The following is a 19,874-nucleotide window of genomic DNA, read 5'->3' as shown; positions in this document are numbered from 1 at the left end:
ATCCTTAATCATTGTATTCAGTTGGCTTAGTGCGTATTTTTGCCCAATCACAGAACCGGATACGAATTAAAAATGAAACACCTCAAATGGACATTTATCGCTGCGCTTGCGGTTATTCTCACCGGCACGTTGGGCTACATGCTACTGGAGGGTTGGGACCCGCTGGATGCATTTTACATGACGATTATTTCCATCACGACCACCGGTTTTGCCGAGGTTCGGCCACTGTCGCCGGCGGGGCGGGTGCTTACCATTTTCCTGATTGTTGCGGGCGTTAGCAGCCTGGCATATCTGGGCGGAAAAGCAATTCAGGAATTGCTGGAATCTCAAATTCTTGGGAGAAGAAACGTGAACAAACAGGTTAGCAAATTGCGGAATCATTACATCGTTTGCGGATACGGGCGGCTCGGGCGACCGATTTGCGCCGAGCTGATCGGAACGCATTCCGAATTTGTGGTGATTGAAAAAAATGAGGATCGCATCAAACAGATCAGCGATGCAAATATGCTGTATGTGCATGGCGATGCAACCAACGATGATGTGCTGATTCAGGCCGGCATAAAAAACGCACGCGGGCTGATTGCGGTTTTGGCATCAGATGCGGACAATGTTTACGTTACGCTTTCCGCCCGTGAATTAAATAACCATATTTTTATCGTAACACGGGCAATCGGCGAAGAAGCAGAGAAAAAACTGATTCGCGCCGGTGCCAATCGTATCGTAAAACCGTATGAAATCGGCGCGCTGCGAATGGCACATTTGCTGGTTCGTCCGGGTGTGGTGGATTTTATGGATATCGTCGCACGAAAAAGCGGCGTCGATCTGGCGTTGGAAGAAATTATGGTCCGCCACGGCTCCGAGCTAAACGGCATCACACTTGCCGATTCCACATTGCGGCAGCGGCTGAACATTATTATTGTAGCCATTTATCGAACAGAATCGGAATTTATCTACAATCCGAAATCGTCCGAAACCATTCGCGAGGGTGACAGGCTCATCGCCATCGGCGAATGGGAAAACTTGCAGCAGTTAAATAAAATGTGCGGTGAGCGCCATACCTAACCAAAGTGTGTAATAAATACACGAATCTGTCAGGTATATAGACTTAAAACAAAATATTCAAGCGATAAAGCTTAATATAGTTGGTTAAAGCGTTAGGTTGTTCAGGTGTGTGAAAATATTAGCCACTTTTAATCACGTTCGGATGATTTATATCACGAACCCGGGATTTGCGGATTTAATTTTAGACAAACAAAAACCCTCACAGCAACACAGCCGTGAGGGTTTTTTATATTCGATTTAACAAATTGTCAAAAAACTATGCTTCGAACTTGAAACGACCGCCGGTATTTAACGGCAACACCTGATCGCCAAACGCATTGTATAAATGGTTGATCGCCCGGAAACCGGTGGAGTGCAGCGGCACCACAAATTCCGGCTTCAGTTTTTGCAATTCCTCAACCGTTTGTTTGATCCGTTCGATCGACGCTTCAACCAGATTCATTCCGCCCATTACACACAAAATTTTGGAATTTTTGGTGATCTGCATGGCATACTGCAACGTGTTGATCACGCCGCTGTGGCAATCGCCCAGCAGCACAATCAGCCCTCTTTCGGTATTCAATACCAACGCCATATCATCATTCAACTCGTCAGTAATGTAGCTTTGCTGCGCCAATTGCTGATGCACTTCATTGGGTTTTTCGAAAGCAATTTTCCGGGGAATTTCACCGGTAGTCATGATATTTTTGGACAGTTCAAACGGATGGGTTTTGAACAAAAATTTACCACCAAGTTTCACCAGATTGTTTTCCTCGAAAGGCATGCCTACTTCCAGCCGCCCGCCTTCCAGCACCCTGAATTTCCGGTTAAAAATATTATAATGGCAAATGACTTCTGCTTTGTGAAATTTTTCCAGATATGCCTTTATGCCGCCGGTGTGATCTCTGTGACCGTGGCTGAAAATAATCCGGTTTACTTTATTGCCCAAATCGATCCCTAATTTTTCGGCGTTGTGTAGCAGTGCGCCCTCTACTCCTGTATCAAATAAAAAATCGCCTTCGGGCGTGGCAACATACAGCGAGAGGCCGTTTTCGGCACGCATATCCGGGCGATCCAAGCGGTTTTCGGCAAGAATGACAATCTCAGCCTTTTTTAACATCGCAGCACCTGTGTGTTTGTTGTTTGGTCGTGAATACACTAATGTAATGGAATTCAAGTTTACGATTTACGGCGATAATTGCAATAGAAAAATCTTTTTCACCGGCGCCAAATGGCTCCATTTCACCCCTTACAAATATCATGATCGAAATCATATTTAAAGCTAATTCAAATCATTTACAGCTTGTGCATTATTTCTCAAATTAAAGTGTTTCAAAAATCAAAAAGGATTCACTCAATTAACAAAGCAGATTAAATCCAAAGAAAACAACATTTTGGAGGAAGACAAATGTCGCATCTCTCCAAACCGGAACCACCCACGGAAGACAAACGCTGGCGGATTGTGCAAACCACAATGCGGCGCAACGGCTATGCCGCAGACGCGCTGATCGAAACGCTGCACTCGGTTCAAAGTGCGTTTGGCTATCTGGATGAACCTTCTCTTAAGTACGTCGCACATTCCCTAAATGTTCCGCTGAGCAAGGTGTATGGCGTTGCCACATTTTACCATTTGTTCACTTTGCACAAAAAAGGGGTGCACACGCTTACGGTTTGCACCGGCACCGCCTGTTTTATCAAAGGCGCGGCACGGCTGTTGAGTGTCATCGAGAACAAATTGGGCATTCATGCGGGAGAAACCAGCAAAGACGGACAGGTTACCCTGGAAGTTGCCCGTTGTACCGGCGCATGCGGAACGCCGGTAGCCGGCGCCATTGATGAACATGATGTCGGTGAAATGACGCCCGAAATGGCATTGAACAAGATAAAGGAATGGGTGAAGCATGATACCGGAAATGTTTCAGAAAATCATCAATGAAAAGAATGCTGAAAAATCAGCACTGGATCATCAGATCAACATTTGCATTGCGGCGGGTTGCGGATCGGTAAACAGCAACGCGGTAAAACAGGCGCTGGAAGAAACTGTCCGAAATAAAGGATTGGAAAAATCCTGCAAAGTGAAAGGCGTCGGTTGCCAGGGGCTGTGTTCCCGCGGACCGCTGCTCACGTTGTATTCCAAAGACAAAGCGCCGGTGATCTATCAAAAAATCACCGTGAACGAGGTGCCGAAAATAGTGGCCAACCTCGGCAAACCGCCAATCAAAAAATATACCTGTCCGGGCGATCTGCCGTTTTTTACCCGCCAGCAAAAAATTGTGCTGGAAAATTCCGGCGTCATCGATCCGGAGGATATTCGCGATTACATCGCGGCGGGCGGTTATCAGTCACTGAACAATGTTATCGAATCGATGCACCCGGAAGATGTGGTGAAAGAAGTGTTCATCAGCGGATTGCGCGGGCGCGGCGGCGGTGGATATCCCACCGGACTGAAATGGAGCACTGTAACCAAAGTGCAGGGCAAAGGACCCAAATACGTGATTTGCAATGCCGACGAAGGCGATCCCGGTGCATTTATGGATCGCAGCATTTTGGAAAGCGATCCGCATCGCGTGCTGGAAGGCATGCTCATCGCGGGGTACGCCATCGGCTCGAACAAAGGCTACGTTTACATTCGCGGCGAATATCCGCTGGCAATCAAATTTTTGAACAAAGCCATTGAGCAGGCGCGATTGCACAACATTTTGGGGCACGGCGTACTCGGTTCGACATTCGATTTTGATATCGAAATCCGCATCGGTGCCGGCGCATTTGTTTGCGGGGAAGAAACCGCGCTGATCGCCTCCATCGAAGGTAAACGCGGGCAACCGCGACCGCGACCGCCGTATCCGGCAGAGCACGGTTTGTGGGGACGACCGACGCTCATCAATAATGTGGAAACGTATGCCAACGTTCCCAACATCATTCGCAATGGCGGCGATTGGTTTGCCGGCATCGGCACACCGAACAGCAAAGGCACCAAAGTGTTTGCGCTGGCCGGAAATGTCAAAAACAGCGGCGTGGTGGAAGTGCCGATGGGCATTTCCCTGCGTGAAATTATAATGGAAATCGGCGGCGGTGTGGAGAATGGCGAAAAATGCAAAGCCGTGCAAACCGGCGGACCGTCCGGCGGTTGCATTCCCGAAGCGCTGTTCGATACCCGCGTGGATTACGAATCGCTGAAAGCCCTCGGCTCCATCATGGGTTCCGGCGGAATGGTGGTGATGGACAACCGCGTTTCGATGGTGGAAATCGCCCGCTTTTTCATGGAATTCTGCATGTCCGAATCTTGCGGCAAATGCATCCCTTGCCGGGTTGGTACCGCACATATCTATCGCCTGCTCAATAAATTTATGAACGGCGAAGCAACCGCAGCGGATCTGAAACGATTGGAAGATTTGTGCAAAGTTGTAAAAGACAACAGCCTGTGCGGATTGGGTCAGGCGGCGCCAAACCCGGTGTTGAGCACGCTGCGATTTTTCCGCGAAGATTATCTGGCGCTCATCAAAGAACCGGAAACCGAAACCGCAAGCGTTGATTGATTTGGAGGAAAAAATGCTTACATCAGGACATATCAAAACACTGGTGATCGACGGATTGGATGTTGGCGCAACCGCCAATCAAACCGTGCTGGAAGTGGCACAGGAACACGGCATCCGGATTCCAACGCTTTGCCATCTGGAAGGGCTCAGCCCTGTCGGCGCCTGCCGGTTGTGCCTCATCGAGGTAAAAGGCAGCGAAAAGCTGCTGCCCGCGTGCGTCACCCGTGTGGAAGAAGGCATGGAAGTGATCACCAATTCCCCGCGATTGCAGCAAAACCGCCGGCAAATTCTGGAAATGCTGTTCACTGAACGCAATCACGTTTGCTCGGTTTGCGTATCCAACGGGCATTGCGAGTTGCAAAACCTTGCCCAGGAACTGGGATTAACGCATGTGGAGTTGCCCTATTTTTATCCCGCCGTACCGCTGGATGCATCGCACGAACATTTTGTGATCGACCACAACCGTTGCGTGCTCTGCACCCGCTGCATTCGCGTCTGCGACGAAATTGAGGGTGCACACACCTGGGATTTGATGGGACGCGGCATCCAGTCGCGGGTCATTACGGATTTAAACCAACCATGGGGCGAATCGGAAACCTGCACCAGTTGCGGCAAATGCGTTCAGGTTTGCCCGACCGGCGCGCTATCGGAAAAAGGAAAATCCGTTTCGGAAATGGCCAAAAAACGGCAGTTCTTACCCTACTTAACTGTGATGCGGGAGGGCAAAAAATGAGCAAAAAATCACTGGCAACCGTTTGGCTGGATGGCTGCTCCGGCTGCCACATGTCTTTTCTGGATATGGATGAACGCATTTTGCAACTGCTGGAAAAAGCGGAATTGGTGTATAGCCCGCTGATAGATGTAAAAACCTATCCGGAAATGGTGGACATCGCGCTGGTGGAAGGCGCCATCGGGAATATCGAAGATTTTCATAAAATCCGGCACATCCGGGAGCATACCCGGATTCTCGTTTCGCTGGGCGATTGCGCGGTAACCTCCAACGTGCCGGGCATGCGCAACCCGTTCAAAAAAGCGGATTTGCTCAATCGCGCCTATTTCGAAAACGCCACAACCAACCGACAGATTCCGGACAAAGTGATTCCCCAAATTCTCGATCGGGAAATGCCGGTTCACGAAGCCGTAAAAGTGGATGTGTTCATTCCCGGCTGCCCGCCGCATGCGGATACCATTTTTCAGGCTGTGATGGATTTACTGGACGGAAAAACACCCGATTTGAGCACCCGCACGCGCTTTGGCGCTTAACAGGAGTATAAAATTATGCGAACGATAACCATCGATAACGTAACGCGAATTGAAGGCCACGCAAAAATTACGCTGCAATTGAACGATCAGGGCAACGTCGTTGATGCCCAGTTTCACGTTACCCAATTTCGCGGATTTGAAAAATTTTGCGAAGGTCGCCCATTTTTTGAAATGCCCTCGCTGATGGCGCGGATTTGCGGCATTTGCCCGGTTTCTCACCTGATTGCATCTGCCAAAGCCTGCGATGATTTGATGGCTGTGCAAATCCCGCCAACGGCGGTTATGTTGCGAAAAATTATGAACTTGGCGCAAATTCTGCAATCGCATGCGCTCAGCTTTTTCCACCTCAGCTCGCCGGATTTGCTGTTGGGAATGGACGCCGATCCGTTAAAACGAAACGTTGTTGGCTTGCTGGAAACCCACAAACAACAGGTTGCAGACGGCATTCAGCTGCGCAAAACCGGGCAGGAAATTATCGAATTGTTGGGCGGCAAACGCATTCACCCGGCGTGGATAGTTCCCGGCGGTGTCAGCAGTCCGCTGGCGGAAGCACATCGCGATAAAATTCTGGCGATGCTCCCGGAAGCGTTGCGCATTGCCCGCAGTACGCTGGCTATTTTTCAGGAAATCCGCCATCAATTCACAGAAGAAATCCAGACCTTTGCCAATTTTCCCACGCTGTTTTTGGGATTGGTGGACCCGAAAGGCATGCTGGAATTTTACGACGGCAACATCCGCGTGGTCGATTCCGCCCGGAACACCATCGCAGACCAGATCGATACGCTGGATTTTAACGATCACATCGCCGAAGCGGTGGAGCCGCACAGCTATCTCAAGTCGCCGTATTACAAAGCTTTTGGCTATCCGGAAGGCATTTATCGGGTTGGGCCGCTGGCGCGGCTGAACATCATCGACCGTTGCGGTACGCCGCTCGCGGATGAAGAATGGGCGGAATTCCAGTCGCTGCAACGCGGCGCGATCCTCAGCTCGTTCTATTTTCATTACGCCCGGCTGATCGAAATTTTGTATTGCGTGGAAAAAATGGAACGCCTGCTCACCGATCCGAAAATTCTTGATCCGCACGTTCGCGCGTATGCCCGCCCGAACAGCACCTCCGGCATCGGCGTTTCCGAAGCGCCGCGCGGCATTTTGATGCACCATTATCGCAGCAACAAAAACGGCAAAATTGAGTGGGCAAACCTGATTATCGCCACCGGACACAACAATCTGGCGATGAACCGGGGCGTTTTGCAGGTCGCCAAACATTACGTCAAAGGCGACAAGCTGGAAGAAGGCATGCTCAACCGGGTGGAAGCCGTGGTTCGGGCATTCGACCCGTGTTTGAGTTGCTCCACTCACGCCATCGGGCAAATGCCGTTGCATATTCAATTGATGAATCCGGACGGCAGCATCGCCGACGAGGTCAAACGATGATTTGCTCCAAACTGCTCGTCATCTGTATCGGCAACCTCCTTCGGGGTGATGACGGCGCAGCGCATTATCTGGGTGTGCAGCTGGCGCAAACGAAATTCCCCGCCAGGATAAACATTCGACGTGTGCACCAGCTGCTCCCGGAATATGCGTTGCTGCTACGGGACGTGCAAACCGTTGTGTTTGTCGATGCCTCCGTTTCGCTGCCGCCGGGCGAGGTAAAATGTGAACGGGTGTTTGCGGTTAACAACAGTAAAATCCGTTATTTACACAATATGCAGCCGGGCATTTTGTTGCAGCTTGCCGGACAGATAATGGATTCGCCGCCGCCGGCGTACCAACTGACCATTGGTGCGAAAGCATTTGAGGAGGCGTATCATTTATCGCCGGAAGTATGGCGGGCTATGCCGGTTGCCATCACCAAATTTCGAAACCTGATTTTTAACCTCCATAAAGCCCACACCTCATCCGGCGTTGAATTGCCATCGTAATTCACGCCGGATTTTTTACATGCTGGAATCTGCAAAATCCCTGCCTTTTCTAAATCGTTGCGAACGCACTTTCAACTTGCTAAATTTGTTACAAAATTATGAAAATTCCGGATGCCGGCGCTTCAACCGTCGCCGGGCCGCCAAACTGTTTTACGCATACGGAGTAACAATTTCATGGGAAAATTGCTGGATAAGCTGAATAACACCAATTCTTTCGCCGGCCGCCATTTGGGACCAAATGCCGCAGAAACGAAAGAGATGCTGGCTGTCATCGGGAGCAAATCGCTGGATTCGCTGATGAGTGAAACGATTCCCGACGGGATTCGCATCGATAAATCGATGGATATTCCCGAAGGCGTCAGCGAAGCGCAATATTTGAAAGAGCTGCGGCAGAGCGCCGCCAAAAACCAGGTGTTCAAATCATACATCGGGTTGGGCTATTACGATTGCATCGTTCCGGGCGTGATTTTGCGGAATATTCTGGAAAATCCGTCGTGGTACACGGCGTACACGCCGTATCAGGCGGAAATTGCGCAGGGCCGGCTGGAAGCGCTGCTCAATTTCCAAACCGTTGTTTCGGATCTGACCGGAATGGAAATCGCCAACGCATCGCTGCTGGACGAAGCCACCGCCGCCGCCGAAGCGATGGCAATGTTCCATCGCCTGCGCCCGCGCGATCAGGTGAAAAATAATGCCAATACTTTTTTTGTTTCCGAAAAATGCTTTCCGCAAACCATCGACGTGCTGAAAACCCGCGCGGAGCCGTTGGGCATCGATCTGCAGATCGGTAATCCGTTACATACGGATTTCAGCGATGCCGTTTTCGGCGTGCTGCTGCAATACCCGGATGCGGACGGCGAAATCCGCGATAAATCAACCGTTATTACCGCTGCGAAAAATCGCGGATTGTTTGTCGCAGTTGCGGCAGATTTGCTGAGCCTCACCCTCATCACCCCGCCCGGCGAACTGGGCGCGGATGTGGTGGTCGGTTCCGCCCAGCGATTTGGCGTGCCGATGGGCTACGGCGGTCCGCATGCGGCGTTTTTTGCCAGCCGCGAGGAATTTAAACGGCAGGTGCCCGGGCGGATCATCGGCGTATCCATCGACCGGCACGGGAATCCCGCCTATCGCATGGCGCTGCAAACCCGCGAGCAGCACATTCGCCGGGAAAAAGCGACGTCCAACATTTGCACGGCGCAAACGCTGCTGGCAAATATGGCCAGCATGTATGCGGTGTATCACGGTCCGGAAGGGTTGAAAAACATTGCGAGCCGCATTCACACGCTGGCGGTTGTTTTGGCGGCGGAGTTGAAGAAACTCGGGTTTTCGCAGGAAAACAAACAATATTTTGATACGCTGCGCATCAACGCAGGCAGCGCGAAAACGCAGGAAACCGTGCGCAAACTGGCGCTCAAAAATGAAATCAACTTCCGTTATATCGGCGATACGCACATCGGTATCGCGCTGGACGAAACCAAAACGCCGGCTGATGTGCAGGATATTCTGGAAATATTTGCAACCGCAACCGACAAAACTGCAGCCGCGATCGACTGGGATTCGTATGAAAACGCAACCGGTTTTTCGGCAAGTCTGGCCCGGAAAAGCGATTACCTGACCCACGCCGTTTTCCACAACCACCGCAGCGAGACGCAAATGCTGCGCTACATCAAGTATCTGGAAAATAAGGATTTAACGCTGGCAACATCAATGATTCCGCTAGGCTCCTGCACCATGAAACTGAACGCCACCAGCGAGCTGGCGCCGGTGAGCTGGCGGGAATTCGGCGGCATCCACCCGTTCGCGCCGGATGAACAAACCAAAGGCTATCAGCAAATTTTTGGTGATCTGGAAAAATGGCTCTGCGAAATTACCGGATTTGCGGCAGTGTCGCTGCAACCGAATTCCGGCGCGCAGGGCGAGTTTGCCGGGATGATGGTTATCCGCGAATATCACAAAAGTCGCGGCGAAAGCCATCGCAACGTGGCGCTCATTCCGTCGTCCGCGCACGGCACAAATCCGGCCAGCGCAGTGATGGCAGGCATGGATGTGGTCATCGTAAAATGCGACGATCACGGCAATATCGACATCGACGATCTCCGCGCCAAAGCGGAAAAACATGCGGAAAATCTCGCTGCGCTGATGGTCACTTATCCGTCCACTCACGGCGTTTTTGAGGCGGGCATCCGGGAAGTTTGCCGGATCATCCATCAACACGGTGGGCAAGTTTACATGGACGGTGCCAACATGAATGCGCAGGTCGGGCTGACCAGTCCCGGACTCATCGGCGCGGATGTTTGCCACCTCAATTTGCACAAAACATTTGCGATTCCGCACGGCGGCGGCGGTCCGGGAATGGGTCCTATCGGCGTGGCGAAACATCTGGCGCCGCTGTTGCCCGGTCACGTCATCGGGAAAAATGGCGCACAAAATATGACAGCGGTTTCCGCCGCGCGATTCGGCAGTGCCAGCATCATGCTGATTTCTTACGGCTATATCAAAATGCTCGGGCATCGCGGCGTAACGGATTCGACTAAATACGCTATTTTGAACGCGAATTACATCAAATCGCAGTTGGCGAAACATTACTCCGTGCTTTACACCGGCGAAAATGATCGCTGCGCGCACGAAATGATTTTCGATTGCCGCCCGTTCAAGGAATACGGCATCGAGGTGGAAGACATCGCCAAACGGCTGATGGATTACGGTTTCCACGCCCCGACGGTTTCTTTCCCGGTTGCCGGAACGATTATGGTTGAACCCACCGAAAGTGAGGACAAAGGCGAACTGGATCGTTTCTGCGAAGCAATGATTGCGATCCGGAAAGAAATTCAGGAAGTGATGGATGGCAGCGCCGACTCGAAAGATAACGTGCTGAAAATGGCCCCGCACACCGTGGACGAAGTGCTCAGCAGCGACTGGAACCACAGCTATTCCCGCGAAAAAGCGGCTTTCCCGCTGCCGTTTGTCCGTGCGAGAAAGTTTTGGCCGACGGTTGCGCGTATCGACAATGCCTATGGCGACCGCAACCTGATCTGCAGTTGCCCGCCGCTGGAAGCTTACGCGGATGGTGAAAACAATTAACGCAGTCAAATAACTGGAAACAAAAAAAGGCGATCTGTTCGGATCGCCTTTTTTATTGAATTCATTATTATCTAACGGTCGTTATTACGCCTTTTCTGACGCATTTTTGTGATTGATGTAATACTCATCCGGCTCCACACCCTGATGGATGACAATGTGCCCGTCTTCATCCACAATCACATCGGTGCGGATGCCGTTGTTGCTCCAGAAGCAACGGCTGCGCACATCCCGCTGGAAAACGCCCCGCCCGAAATCGTAATCAATTTTCGACCAGTCAAAATGTTCGGATGCCAATCCCAAAAACTGTTTGAGATCATCGATCCGTTTTTCGTTGAAGGTTTCCCGCTTTTTGATTGAGCGATCGGCGTATGTTTGTCCCACGCTCATATCCGGGCTCCATTCTTTAATACTCAATCCGGCAACCCAACTGTTGAGCTGTTTTTTTCCGGTATCCGGCTGCTCTTTTTTGCCATGCTTGCCATTGGCGATAATAACATCTTTGCCGGCCAATTCGCGCATTTTCCGGGCACGCCATTCAATCGCCAGCCGTTTGGCTTCGGCTTCGGTGCGGTTTTTATCGCCGAAATAAAATGTTTTGTCTTTGCGTTTGCCGTTCTCATTCCAGGTTGCGACCCAATAGGTAACGCTTTTGCCACGGCTCACCGTTTCGCAGCGGTGAACACCAACTACGCCGGAAGTGTTGGTTGTGCCAGGTCTTTTGCGATATTTGGGTTGGTTTTGCCGGGGTGAATAATCTTTGTACTGTTCGCGAATTTCATCGGTAAGTGCGGAAAGATAATTTACTGCTTCATCATACGCCTGCTGTTTACTTTCGTAGCGATGGTCGCTAAAATATTTGGAAAACGTTTTCCCGCCACCATAAACGCGAACATACCAGCCGTGCATCTTTTTCACTTCAGAGTCAATTCGCGAAATGCCTTTAACCTTTTTCATACATACCCTCTTGCTTATCGATAGTTTCCGCTATCCGTTCCGCTTTAAATCCATATCTGCCCAGTTGCCCAATACCACTAACGCCGCAAGGTTCTGCCGTGCCCTGTTAAGTGAACAACACAAAACAATCTGCTGAAATTTACAGTTTTTAATACGGTAAAATGGGTTTACTAAATTTTGATAAATTGCAAATTCATAAAAACCAAACAAGTACATAAACTGATCAGTTCTTTAAATCACATTTTAAAACGTTGAGATCGGTGGATGTTGGCGTAGTCCGGAAGAAATAATCAAACACGCCATGCCAAAAAAGAAGCGCCCAATTTTAGAGATTCTGTTGAATAATTGCAAGCAATTTTTTGATTGAATTGCTACAAAACGATACACCGTCGTTTCTTGCAACATAATTAGCTGCGGAATCCTGAAAAAAAAATGACACGCTTAAAAAAACCCCTGTTGTTTCTGAAATAATTTACCAATTTTATTGTAGAAAGAGAAATTAGAAAATGTTATATTTGGCTTTGTTCCAATAATCACATGCCATTAATACCCATGGGGGCGAATAAAATGTTTAAAATATTGATCGCCGATTCGTTGCCGGCAAGCGTTTTGGAAGCATATAACCAACTCGAAGACGTGCAGGTGGACAACCGCTCCGGTATTTCCGCCGAAGAATTGGCAGAGGTGTTGGGCACATACGACGGACTGGTGGTCCGCAGTCGCACCAAAGTTACCGCAGATTTATTGGAAAAACCTGGCAAGTTGAAAATTATCGGGCGAGCCGGTGCCGGCGTGGATAATATTGACACAAAAGCAGCTACACATCGCGGCATAATTGTGATGAACACGCCGGGCGGTAACACCATCGCCGCAACGGAACATACCCTCGCGCTGCTGCTTTCCGCTTTGCGGAGCATCCCTCCGGCGCATGCATCCATCCAGGCCGGAAAGTGGGATCGCAAATCGTTTATGGGGCGGGAACTCTTCGAGAAAACCGTTGGTGTGGTCGGTTTGGGAAAAATCGGGCAAGGCGTTGCGACCCGCGTTCGCTCTTTCGGCACGAAAATTCTCGGATACGATCCGCTGATGACCCGCGAAATGGCTGACCGGCTGGGCGTAAAACTGGTTTCGCTGAATGAGTTGCTGGAACAATCGGATATCATTACGCTGCACGTTCCCAAAATTCCTGAAACACTCAACCTCATCAACGCCGAAAGCCTGAAGCGCTGCAAAGATGGCGTGGTTATTGTTAATTGCGCCCGTGGCGGCATCGTGAACGAGCAGGATTTGATCGCAGCGCTGGACAGCGGCAAAGTTTCCACCGCCGCGGTGGACGTTTTTGCGAGCGAACCGCCGGAAAATTACGATCTCGCCAAACACCCGAAAGTAGTGGCAACGCCACACTTGGGCGCATCCACAGAGGAAGCCCAAACCAAAGTAGCAGCGCAAATTCTGGATCAGATGATCGAATATTTTCGCAAAAATGTTGCCCTGCATGCGGTCAATTTTATCTCGGTTGATGAAAAAATCCAACCGATTGTCGCGCCGTATTTTGAGCTGGCTACCCGTTTGGGCGAGCTGTTCAGCCGCATCAAACCGGGACGGTTAAAAGAAGTGGCGATGCGCTTTTACGGCGATATCATCACCCTGCCGGATATGCCCATCGCCAGCCATTTGATGGCCGGCGCAATGGTTGCCGGCGATGAGGAAACCCACGATGTGGAATTGATCAACATGGTCAACTCGCTGACCATCGCCCGCGACAAAGGCATTCAGGTGGAAATCACCAAAAAAGATCAGCCGTTAACCAGCCACACCAATTTTATCGCCTGCGATTTTCAAACGGAAAAAGGCATGGTGCATCTCGGTGGAACTGTTTTTGCGAACGGAATTTTCCGGCTGGTAGAATTCAACCAATATTTACTGGAAGCGGAACTGGGCGGCAAAATGGTGATTGTGGAAAATAATGACGTGCCCGGAATTATCGGGCGGGTCGGAACGCTGCTCGCCGAACACAATATTAACATCGGGCAGGTTTCCTCCGGTCGCGACCGGAACACCAATACCGCACTGAACATTTTCAATGTCGAAGGCGATTTGCCGGCAAGTCTGCGCAATGAATTGCAGGCAGACGATAACATTAAAAACGTGATGCTGGTAGAACTTTAACCCCCCAAATTTTAGGGCGCGGCAGATGTCGCGCCCTTTTTAAAACCATAAATAACAACCACTTCCAACTTGAACCATAACCACTCTGAACATCCGGGCTTCACCCTTCGCGCAGTTGTCATCGCTGTTTTGCTGGCGTTGCTGCTGCTGGCAAGCTCAACATATATTGCCATCAAAATTGGTGCACAGCCCTGGCCGATTGTTTTTGCGGTGATTGTTTCCGGCAGTATTATCAAAATGTTGAGCCGTGGTAAATCGGTGAATATTCACGAAGTGAATGTCGCGCAGGCTGGTGCCAGCATCGGCGGATTGGTTGCGGCTGGCATTGCGTTTACCGCGCCGGGAATTTTATTTTTGAACCAGACCCAAAACGCGGATATTCCCTGGCCAAATCCCTGGTTGCTGGGCGTGCTGACGGCGTTGGCCGGTGTGCTGGGCGTGCTCCTTTCCGTGCCGCTGAAACAGACGTTCATCGACCGGGAGCAACTGCCGTATCCTGCCGGAACCGCCGGTGCGGAATTGTTGAAACTCGGCAAAACCGGCGGAAAAATGCTGGCGCTGATCGTTTTTTGGGGTGCCGCTGCGGGCGTTTTCGCGCTGCTGCGCGATCAATATTTTCCGGCGGGATTCACTGTCAGCCAATTGACACAGTATGGAATTTTTCTCACGTTGCTGCCGTTGCCGCTGGCTGTTGGCGGCGGTTTCATTTTGGGACCAAAAGCCAGTTTTTCCTGGCTTGGCGGGGCCATTGCCGGCTGGCTGCTGCTGATTCCGCTGTTGGTCGCGGGCGGTTGGGCATTTCCGGCGGCGCAGCAATTCACCCAAAATCTGGGAATGGGGCTGCTGCTCGGCTCCGGCATCGGCTTTTTTTTCAGCTATGTGCTGCCACGTTTGCGCGATATTTTTTTGCCGATGTTCACATCAATGAAAGGCTGGATCAAGTTTTACCCAATCGCTTCCGTTTTGGGGCTGTTCGGGATGATGGCGGCCGGTGTGCCGTTGCTCGCTGCAACTATCGCTGTGCTCGGCGTTTGGATAATGGTTACGGTTGCCGCACGAATGACCGGCGAAACCAATATCGATCCGCTGGAACAGTTCGGCATTTTTGTGGGGCTGATTACCGCAGTTGTTTACGACTGGCTGGCGCTGGATTTGAGCGCATTCGCCGCATTTATGATTGTCATTTTTGTGAGCGTAGCCTGCGCCATCGCCGGCGATGCAGGACACGATTTCAAATCTGCAGCGATTGTCGGCACAAAATTTACAGATATCGTAAAAGTGGATTTGATAACCGCAGTGGTCGCCGGAATTGCCGCACCGTTTGTTCTGGAAATTATCCGACAGGGATTTGCGGATGAGCTTTTTACGCTGGCGATGCCCGCACCGCAGGCACAACTGGTTGCCGGCAGCATTTCCGGGTTTGCCTATCCGGCGGCATTTTGGGGCGGATTTGCCGCAGCTCTGGCGCTGGAAATTGCAAATTCTTTTCTCCCCAAATCATTAAAAAACAAAGTGTTGATTATGCCTTTTGGCATCGGGTTGTTTTTGGGGATGGGTTTTGCGCTGCCCATTGCGATCGGCGCTGCCATTCGCGCGTGGATCGATAACCATCGCCCGATGCTGTATTCCACCGGGTTGCTGATTGCCGCCGGATTGATGGGCGGCGAAGGCGTTACCGGTTTCGCAAATGCGGCGCTAAAAGCGTTTTCACTGCCAGACGGTGCATCGCTTTTGCTCTTAGTTGTGTTGATCCTGCTGATGCTTTTTGCAGAAATCTGGCGTCGCCGAATCCCCGAATAAGCCCCTCGCTTCTCCCATCCGATTTATCTTCCAACGCTCGAAAAAGGTGGCATTGATGCAACGCATGAAAACTGCCGGGGCGCGCTCTAAAAATCATACGCCTCTAAACGAATCCGCAATTTAACCGATAATCTCATTGCACACTGGAATGTGCATAAAAAAATTAGTAACAAGGAAGTGGAATGGCACAAAAAACCCCATGGTTGTACTCAATCAAAACCCGGCTGATCGTTTCGTTCAGTCTGGTAATCGGGGTAATTTCTGTGTTTATTTACATCTTTTTTCCATACAAACTGGAACAACAGGCCCTCCAGCTACTCAAAGCCCGAACTCACAGTATTGCAGAAATTACGACATCGTATATCGAAAAACCTTTCGCCAAAAAAGATTTTCAGACGGTAGAAAATTCTTTTGACGGCGTAAAGCAAAATCCGGATTTATTATACATTGTTATGCACAACGAACGCGATGATGTTGTGGCAACCTTTAATCTGGAGAAGGCCGAAAAAGCGCATTACAACACGATCATCGAACAGAAAAATATTTCGCTGGATGAGGGCGTTTACAAACTTCGGATGCCGGTGGTTTATCGCAACCAGAATGTGGGCACCATGTTTATGGGGTTTTCGCTGGTGGCGTTGCAGGCAAATACCAAAGCCACCAGTCAGTTGATTGCGTTTGTGGCGTTGGGAATTTTTGTGATCAGCATTTTATTTGTCGGAGGCTTGAGCACTATTTTCACGCAACCGTTGAGCAAAATGGTTCAGGTGGTCAATGCCATTTCCAAAGGCGATTTTAACCACCGCGTGAATATCACTTCGGACGATGAATTGGGGTATCTCGCCAAATCGTTTAACCGGATGGTGTATAACATCCAGCGCATCAACAGTACGATGGAAAGCGTAAACCAACGGCTGCAAACCCAAAACGAAGAAATTCTTGAGCAAAAAACCCGGTTGGAAGAAGTGAACCTGAAACAGGAAAAAACTTATGAAACCATGCGCCGGCAGGAAGCCCGGTTGATGGCAATTCTGGACAATTTTTCCGGTGAAATCTGGTCGATCGACCGGCAATACGAAATTTTGATCTGCAACAAACCCTTCCAGTGGTCAGCGGAAAAACGCGGCGCTTTTATCGGAATGGGCGATAATGCGCTGGATGACCGGCAGGGTCCGGCGTATCGCAAACAGTGGAAAAAATTATATGACCGGGCGCTGGCCAACGAACGATTTACCCAAATTATCACAAAAGAAGAAGCAGACGGAAAAACCCGGTTTATCGAATATTTGTTCAACCCGATTACTGCATACAACGAGGTAATGGGCGTTGCCGTTCTCGGACTGGACATCACCCGCCGCAAAGAGGACGAAGCCGAAAAAATACGTTTGAATCAGGAATTGAACGAAGCTGCCCGCCGTGCGGGAATGGCCGATGTTGCCGCAAGCGTGCTGCACAATGTGGGAAATGTGCTCACCAGCGTTACCACTTCCGTTTCGGTGATTGAGCAAACGATGAGTAACTCGCGGATGGCCGGGCTTTACAAAGCCAACGATATGCTGCGCGAAAACATGGAAAATTTGGCACATTTTATCGCGAACGATCCCAAAGGCAAAAAATTGATCCAATATTATATGATGCTGGAAGACCAGATCAAAAGCGAGCAGGATGTTATTTTCAGCAACTTGCACCGGCTGCAGGATAAAGTGAACATCATCAACGAAGTGATTGCCGCGCAACAGAGTTACGCAACCGGCAGCATGCTTTCGGAAAATCTGTATCTGCCGCAAGTAATCGACGATGCGCTGCGGTTGCAGGGCGACACCACCGATCGCCACCACATCGAACTGATCGAAGAATACGAAGATGATATTCCTGAAGTGCCGTTGCAACGCACCAAACTGATTCACATCATCGTAAACCTTTTCCGCAACGCGAAGGATGCGATGAAAGACACACCGATGGATGAAAAGCAAATTAAAATTCGCCTGAACCGCGAAAATGAACATTTGGTGCTGCGCTTCAGCGACAGCGGCTGCGGCATTGAGCCGGAAAATGTGGAACGCATTTTCAACCACGGATTCACCACCAAAGCCACCGGACACGGTTTTGGGCTGCACAGTTGCGCCAATTATATTACCGAAATGGGCGGCAGAATGTGGGTGGAAAGCGAAGGTTTGGGCAAAGGCTCCACCTTTGTTTTGCAATTTCCGCTAGCGGCCAAACAAGGGCAGGAAACACCGGAAATAATCGACGAAGAAGTATAAATTTAAAACTGGCAAGTTTTATAATAACAAGCAATTAAAAGAAATATCTACAAAACAACAGGATATATTGAGGCATCATGTCAAGCTCGTATCGCATACTGATAACTGATGATAACTCCGCGATTCACGAAGATATCGAGTCTATTTTAGGGCAGAACCAGATTGGCAATCAGGAGTTGGACGATCTGGATTCCGAGCTGTTTGGCAATAGCGAAAAGGATTCAAAAAATGACATGAGCCCGATTGTCAGCTATACCATTGAACACGCATACAGCGGCGAAGAAGCCATCAAAAAAGTAGCTGCAGCAAATGCCGAGAACAATCCCTATGCCCTGCTTTTTATGGATGTACGGATGCCGCCGGGAATGGACGGGATTGTGGCCGTCCAAAAAATTTGGGAAAAATACCCGAACACAGAAATTATCATTTGCTCCGCTTATTCGGATTACAGCTGGGATAGCATCATCAAAATTTACGGGAAAACCGATAAATTGATGTTCCTGCAAAAGCCGTTCAACCGCATCGCCATTCAGCAAATGGCGATTTCGATGACTACAAAATGGGAACTGCAAAACGAACTGCGCGACCTCATCCAAAACCTGGATGCCAAAGTTGAAAAACGCACCCGTGAACTGAAAATCGCTCTCGAAAAAACAAAGCAAGCCCAAAAAGAAACCGAAAAAGCCGCTGCTGCGGCTGCCGCCCAAAAGGTTCGTAGCGAATTTTTGAGCGTAATGGGTCACGAATTGCGCACGCCGCTCAACGCAATTTTAGGCTTTTCGGATTTGCTGAAGCCGCATTTTAACGATGGCAAACCGGCGGAATATGTCGCCGCTATCAAATCCAGCGGACAATCGCTGATCACATTGCTGAACGATATTCTGGACATCTCCAAAATGGAAAACGGGCAGCTGGAAATTGAATACGAAGCCGCATCGTTAAAACAAATCATGAACGGCATCGAAGAAATGTATCGTCCGGTTGCCAGCCAAAAACAGCTGGTTTTCAGTTTGGCTTTTGATGAAAAAACACCCGACAGCCTGATGCTGGACAGTCGCAGGTTGCGGCAAATTTTGGTGAATCTGGTGGGGAACGCCGTCAAATTTACCAAAACCGGTAGCATCAAATTGACAGCGCGCTGCACAATAGACGAAAAACGCCCGAAATCCGTTGCTATTTCCATTAGCGTAGAAGATACGGGATTGGGCATTCCCAAAAATCATCTCACCCGCATTTTCGAAGCGTTTACACAGCAAACCTACAGCGATGCGCGCAGCCACGAAGGTGTTGGTCTTGGCTTAACCATCGCTAAACGGTTGGTTACAGCGATGAAAGGGCAGATTAGCGTATCCAGCAAAGAGGGCGTTGGCTCGAAATTTACCATTACTTTACCGGATGTGCTCATTGCTAAAAATCAACCTTCATCACCGGTGGAACCCGAAACGCAGCCGGCGCAAAAACCGGCGGAAGCGACCAATTGGGGCGATCGCTTTTTCTCCGCGCAAATTCAACCCCACGACCGGAAACGTTTGCAGATGCTGCTGGACAAGTTGGAAAACCCCATCATGAAAAAATGGGAATCTACTTTCGAAACGATGATTACCACCGATATCCAACGGTTCGGCGAAGTTATCCAGAAAATCGGTACCGAGTTGCGCATCGAACCATTACAGATTTGGGGTGAACAGGTTGCCGGCTACGCCAGCAGCTTCCAGATCGAGGAAATGAACGAAACCATGGCGCGTTACCCGGAGCTGGTCCGCCGCTTTTCCGAAGCCATCCAATCAAATAATTAATAAAAACAATTGTTTAGAGCGACAAAAACGGGTGAATATTTTTGCCCG

14 protein-coding genes are annotated in these 19,874 nt (G+C 50.0%); 12 read left to right on the top strand and 2 right to left on the bottom strand.

Annotation, left to right across the window (positions count from 1 at the left end; genetic code table 11):
• Positions 1 to 72 precede the first annotated feature (72 nt).
• Positions 73 to 1,062, top strand: a complete 990-nt coding sequence (locus tag H6629_09015; GenBank protein MCB9067934.1) for an NAD-binding protein — start codon at positions 73 to 75, stop codon at positions 1,060 to 1,062.
• Positions 1,063 to 1,318: 256 nt separating this feature from the next.
• On the opposite strand, the gene H6629_09010 is transcribed toward H6629_09015, so the two are convergent.
• The gene (locus tag H6629_09010) at positions 1,319 to 2,161 is read right to left on the bottom strand and encodes an MBL fold metallo-hydrolase (protein ID MCB9067933.1); all 843 of its coding nucleotides are present in this window, start codon (positions 2,159 to 2,161) and stop codon (positions 1,319 to 1,321) included.
• 288 nt (positions 2,162 to 2,449) lie between these two features.
• Here H6629_09010 and H6629_09005 point away from each other — a divergent pair, with 288 nt between their 5' ends.
• The 7 genes from H6629_09005 (at position 2,450) to gcvP (ending at position 10,843) form a co-directional block, all read left to right on the top strand.
• Positions 2,450 to 2,977 (top strand): NAD(P)H-dependent oxidoreductase subunit E, encoded by a 528-nt coding sequence (locus H6629_09005; GenBank protein MCB9067932.1) that lies wholly within the window; start codon positions 2,450 to 2,452, stop codon positions 2,975 to 2,977.
• Entirely contained in the window at positions 2,955 to 4,577 is a 1,623-nt protein-coding gene (gene nuoF, locus H6629_09000) for an NADH-quinone oxidoreductase subunit NuoF (GenBank protein MCB9067931.1), read from the top strand. The genes H6629_09005 and nuoF overlap by 23 nt, the downstream gene beginning before the upstream one ends.
• A 13-nt stretch (positions 4,578 to 4,590) precedes the next feature.
• Entirely contained in the window at positions 4,591 to 5,310 is a 720-nt protein-coding gene (gene hoxU / locus H6629_08995; protein ID MCB9067930.1) for a bidirectional hydrogenase complex protein HoxU, read from the top strand.
• Entirely contained in the window at positions 5,307 to 5,840 is a 534-nt protein-coding gene (locus tag H6629_08990) for an NADP oxidoreductase (protein MCB9067929.1), read from the top strand. Before hoxU ends, H6629_08990 begins: the two co-directional genes overlap by 4 nt.
• Before the next feature lie 12 nt (positions 5,841 to 5,852).
• Complete coding sequence (locus H6629_08985; protein ID MCB9067928.1) at positions 5,853 to 7,274, top strand: Ni/Fe hydrogenase subunit alpha; 1,422 nt, start codon at positions 5,853 to 5,855, stop codon at positions 7,272 to 7,274.
• A complete protein-coding gene (locus H6629_08980) occupies positions 7,271 to 7,762 on the top strand; it encodes a hydrogenase maturation protease (GenBank protein ID MCB9067927.1) in 492 nt (163 codons plus the stop codon). Before H6629_08985 ends, H6629_08980 begins: the two co-directional genes overlap by 4 nt.
• A gap of 174 nt (positions 7,763 to 7,936) precedes the next feature.
• Positions 7,937 to 10,843 (top strand): aminomethyl-transferring glycine dehydrogenase, encoded by a 2,907-nt coding sequence (gene gcvP, locus H6629_08975; GenBank protein MCB9067926.1) that lies wholly within the window; start codon positions 7,937 to 7,939, stop codon positions 10,841 to 10,843.
• Between the two features lie 84 nt (positions 10,844 to 10,927).
• On the opposite strand, the gene H6629_08970 is transcribed toward gcvP, so the two are convergent.
• Positions 10,928 to 11,797 carry an AP2 domain-containing protein gene (locus H6629_08970; GenBank protein ID MCB9067925.1) on the bottom strand — a complete coding sequence of 290 codons (870 nt, stop codon included), beginning with the start codon at positions 11,795 to 11,797 and terminating at the stop codon, positions 10,928 to 10,930.
• A 567-nt stretch (positions 11,798 to 12,364) separates the two neighbouring features.
• Here H6629_08970 and H6629_08965 point away from each other — a divergent pair.
• From H6629_08965 to H6629_08950, 4 genes are all read left to right on the top strand, one after another.
• A complete protein-coding gene (locus tag H6629_08965) occupies positions 12,365 to 13,966 on the top strand; it encodes a phosphoglycerate dehydrogenase (protein MCB9067924.1) in 1,602 nt (533 codons plus the stop codon).
• Between the two features lie 69 nt (positions 13,967 to 14,035).
• The gene (locus H6629_08960; GenBank protein ID MCB9067923.1) at positions 14,036 to 15,766 is read left to right on the top strand and encodes an OPT/YSL family transporter; all 1,731 of its coding nucleotides are present in this window, start codon (positions 14,036 to 14,038) and stop codon (positions 15,764 to 15,766) included.
• 182 nt (positions 15,767 to 15,948) lie between these two features.
• Positions 15,949 to 18,030: a HAMP domain-containing protein gene (locus tag H6629_08955; protein ID MCB9067922.1), complete on the top strand. Its 2,082-nt coding sequence runs from the start codon at positions 15,949 to 15,951 to the stop codon at positions 18,028 to 18,030.
• A gap of 77 nt (positions 18,031 to 18,107) precedes the next feature.
• The gene (locus H6629_08950; GenBank protein ID MCB9067921.1) at positions 18,108 to 19,826 is read left to right on the top strand and encodes a response regulator; all 1,719 of its coding nucleotides are present in this window, start codon (positions 18,108 to 18,110) and stop codon (positions 19,824 to 19,826) included.
• The last annotated feature ends 48 nt before the right edge of the window (positions 19,827 to 19,874 follow it).

This window comes from Calditrichia bacterium (assembly GCA_020634975.1).
Classification (GTDB): Bacteria; Calditrichota; Calditrichia; order RBG-13-44-9; family J075; genus JACKAQ01.
The sequence above is the reverse complement of the archived record's forward strand: the minus strand, read 5'-3'. Positions and strand labels throughout refer to the sequence as shown.

Coding starts and splice junctions, on each gene's coding strand:
- H6629_08980 (MCB9067927.1), top strand. CDS start 7,271: ATGATTTGCTCCAAACTGCTCGTCATCTGTATCGGCAACCTCCTTCGG.
- H6629_08970 (MCB9067925.1), bottom strand. CDS start 11,797: ATGAAAAAGGTTAAAGGCATTTCGCGAATTGACTCTGAAGTGAAAAAG.
- H6629_09005 (MCB9067932.1), top strand. CDS start 2,450: ATGTCGCATCTCTCCAAACCGGAACCACCCACGGAAGACAAACGCTGG.
- nuoF (MCB9067931.1), top strand. CDS start 2,955: ATGTTTCAGAAAATCATCAATGAAAAGAATGCTGAAAAATCAGCACTG.
- H6629_08950 (MCB9067921.1), top strand. CDS start 18,108: ATGTCAAGCTCGTATCGCATACTGATAACTGATGATAACTCCGCGATT.
- H6629_08990 (MCB9067929.1), top strand. CDS start 5,307: ATGAGCAAAAAATCACTGGCAACCGTTTGGCTGGATGGCTGCTCCGGC.
- H6629_09010 (MCB9067933.1), bottom strand. CDS start 2,161: ATGTTAAAAAAGGCTGAGATTGTCATTCTTGCCGAAAACCGCTTGGAT.
- H6629_08955 (MCB9067922.1), top strand. CDS start 15,949: ATGGCACAAAAAACCCCATGGTTGTACTCAATCAAAACCCGGCTGATC.
- H6629_08965 (MCB9067924.1), top strand. CDS start 12,365: ATGTTTAAAATATTGATCGCCGATTCGTTGCCGGCAAGCGTTTTGGAA.
- gcvP (MCB9067926.1), top strand. CDS start 7,937: ATGGGAAAATTGCTGGATAAGCTGAATAACACCAATTCTTTCGCCGGC.
- hoxU (MCB9067930.1), top strand. CDS start 4,591: ATGCTTACATCAGGACATATCAAAACACTGGTGATCGACGGATTGGAT.
- H6629_09015 (MCB9067934.1), top strand. CDS start 73: ATGAAACACCTCAAATGGACATTTATCGCTGCGCTTGCGGTTATTCTC.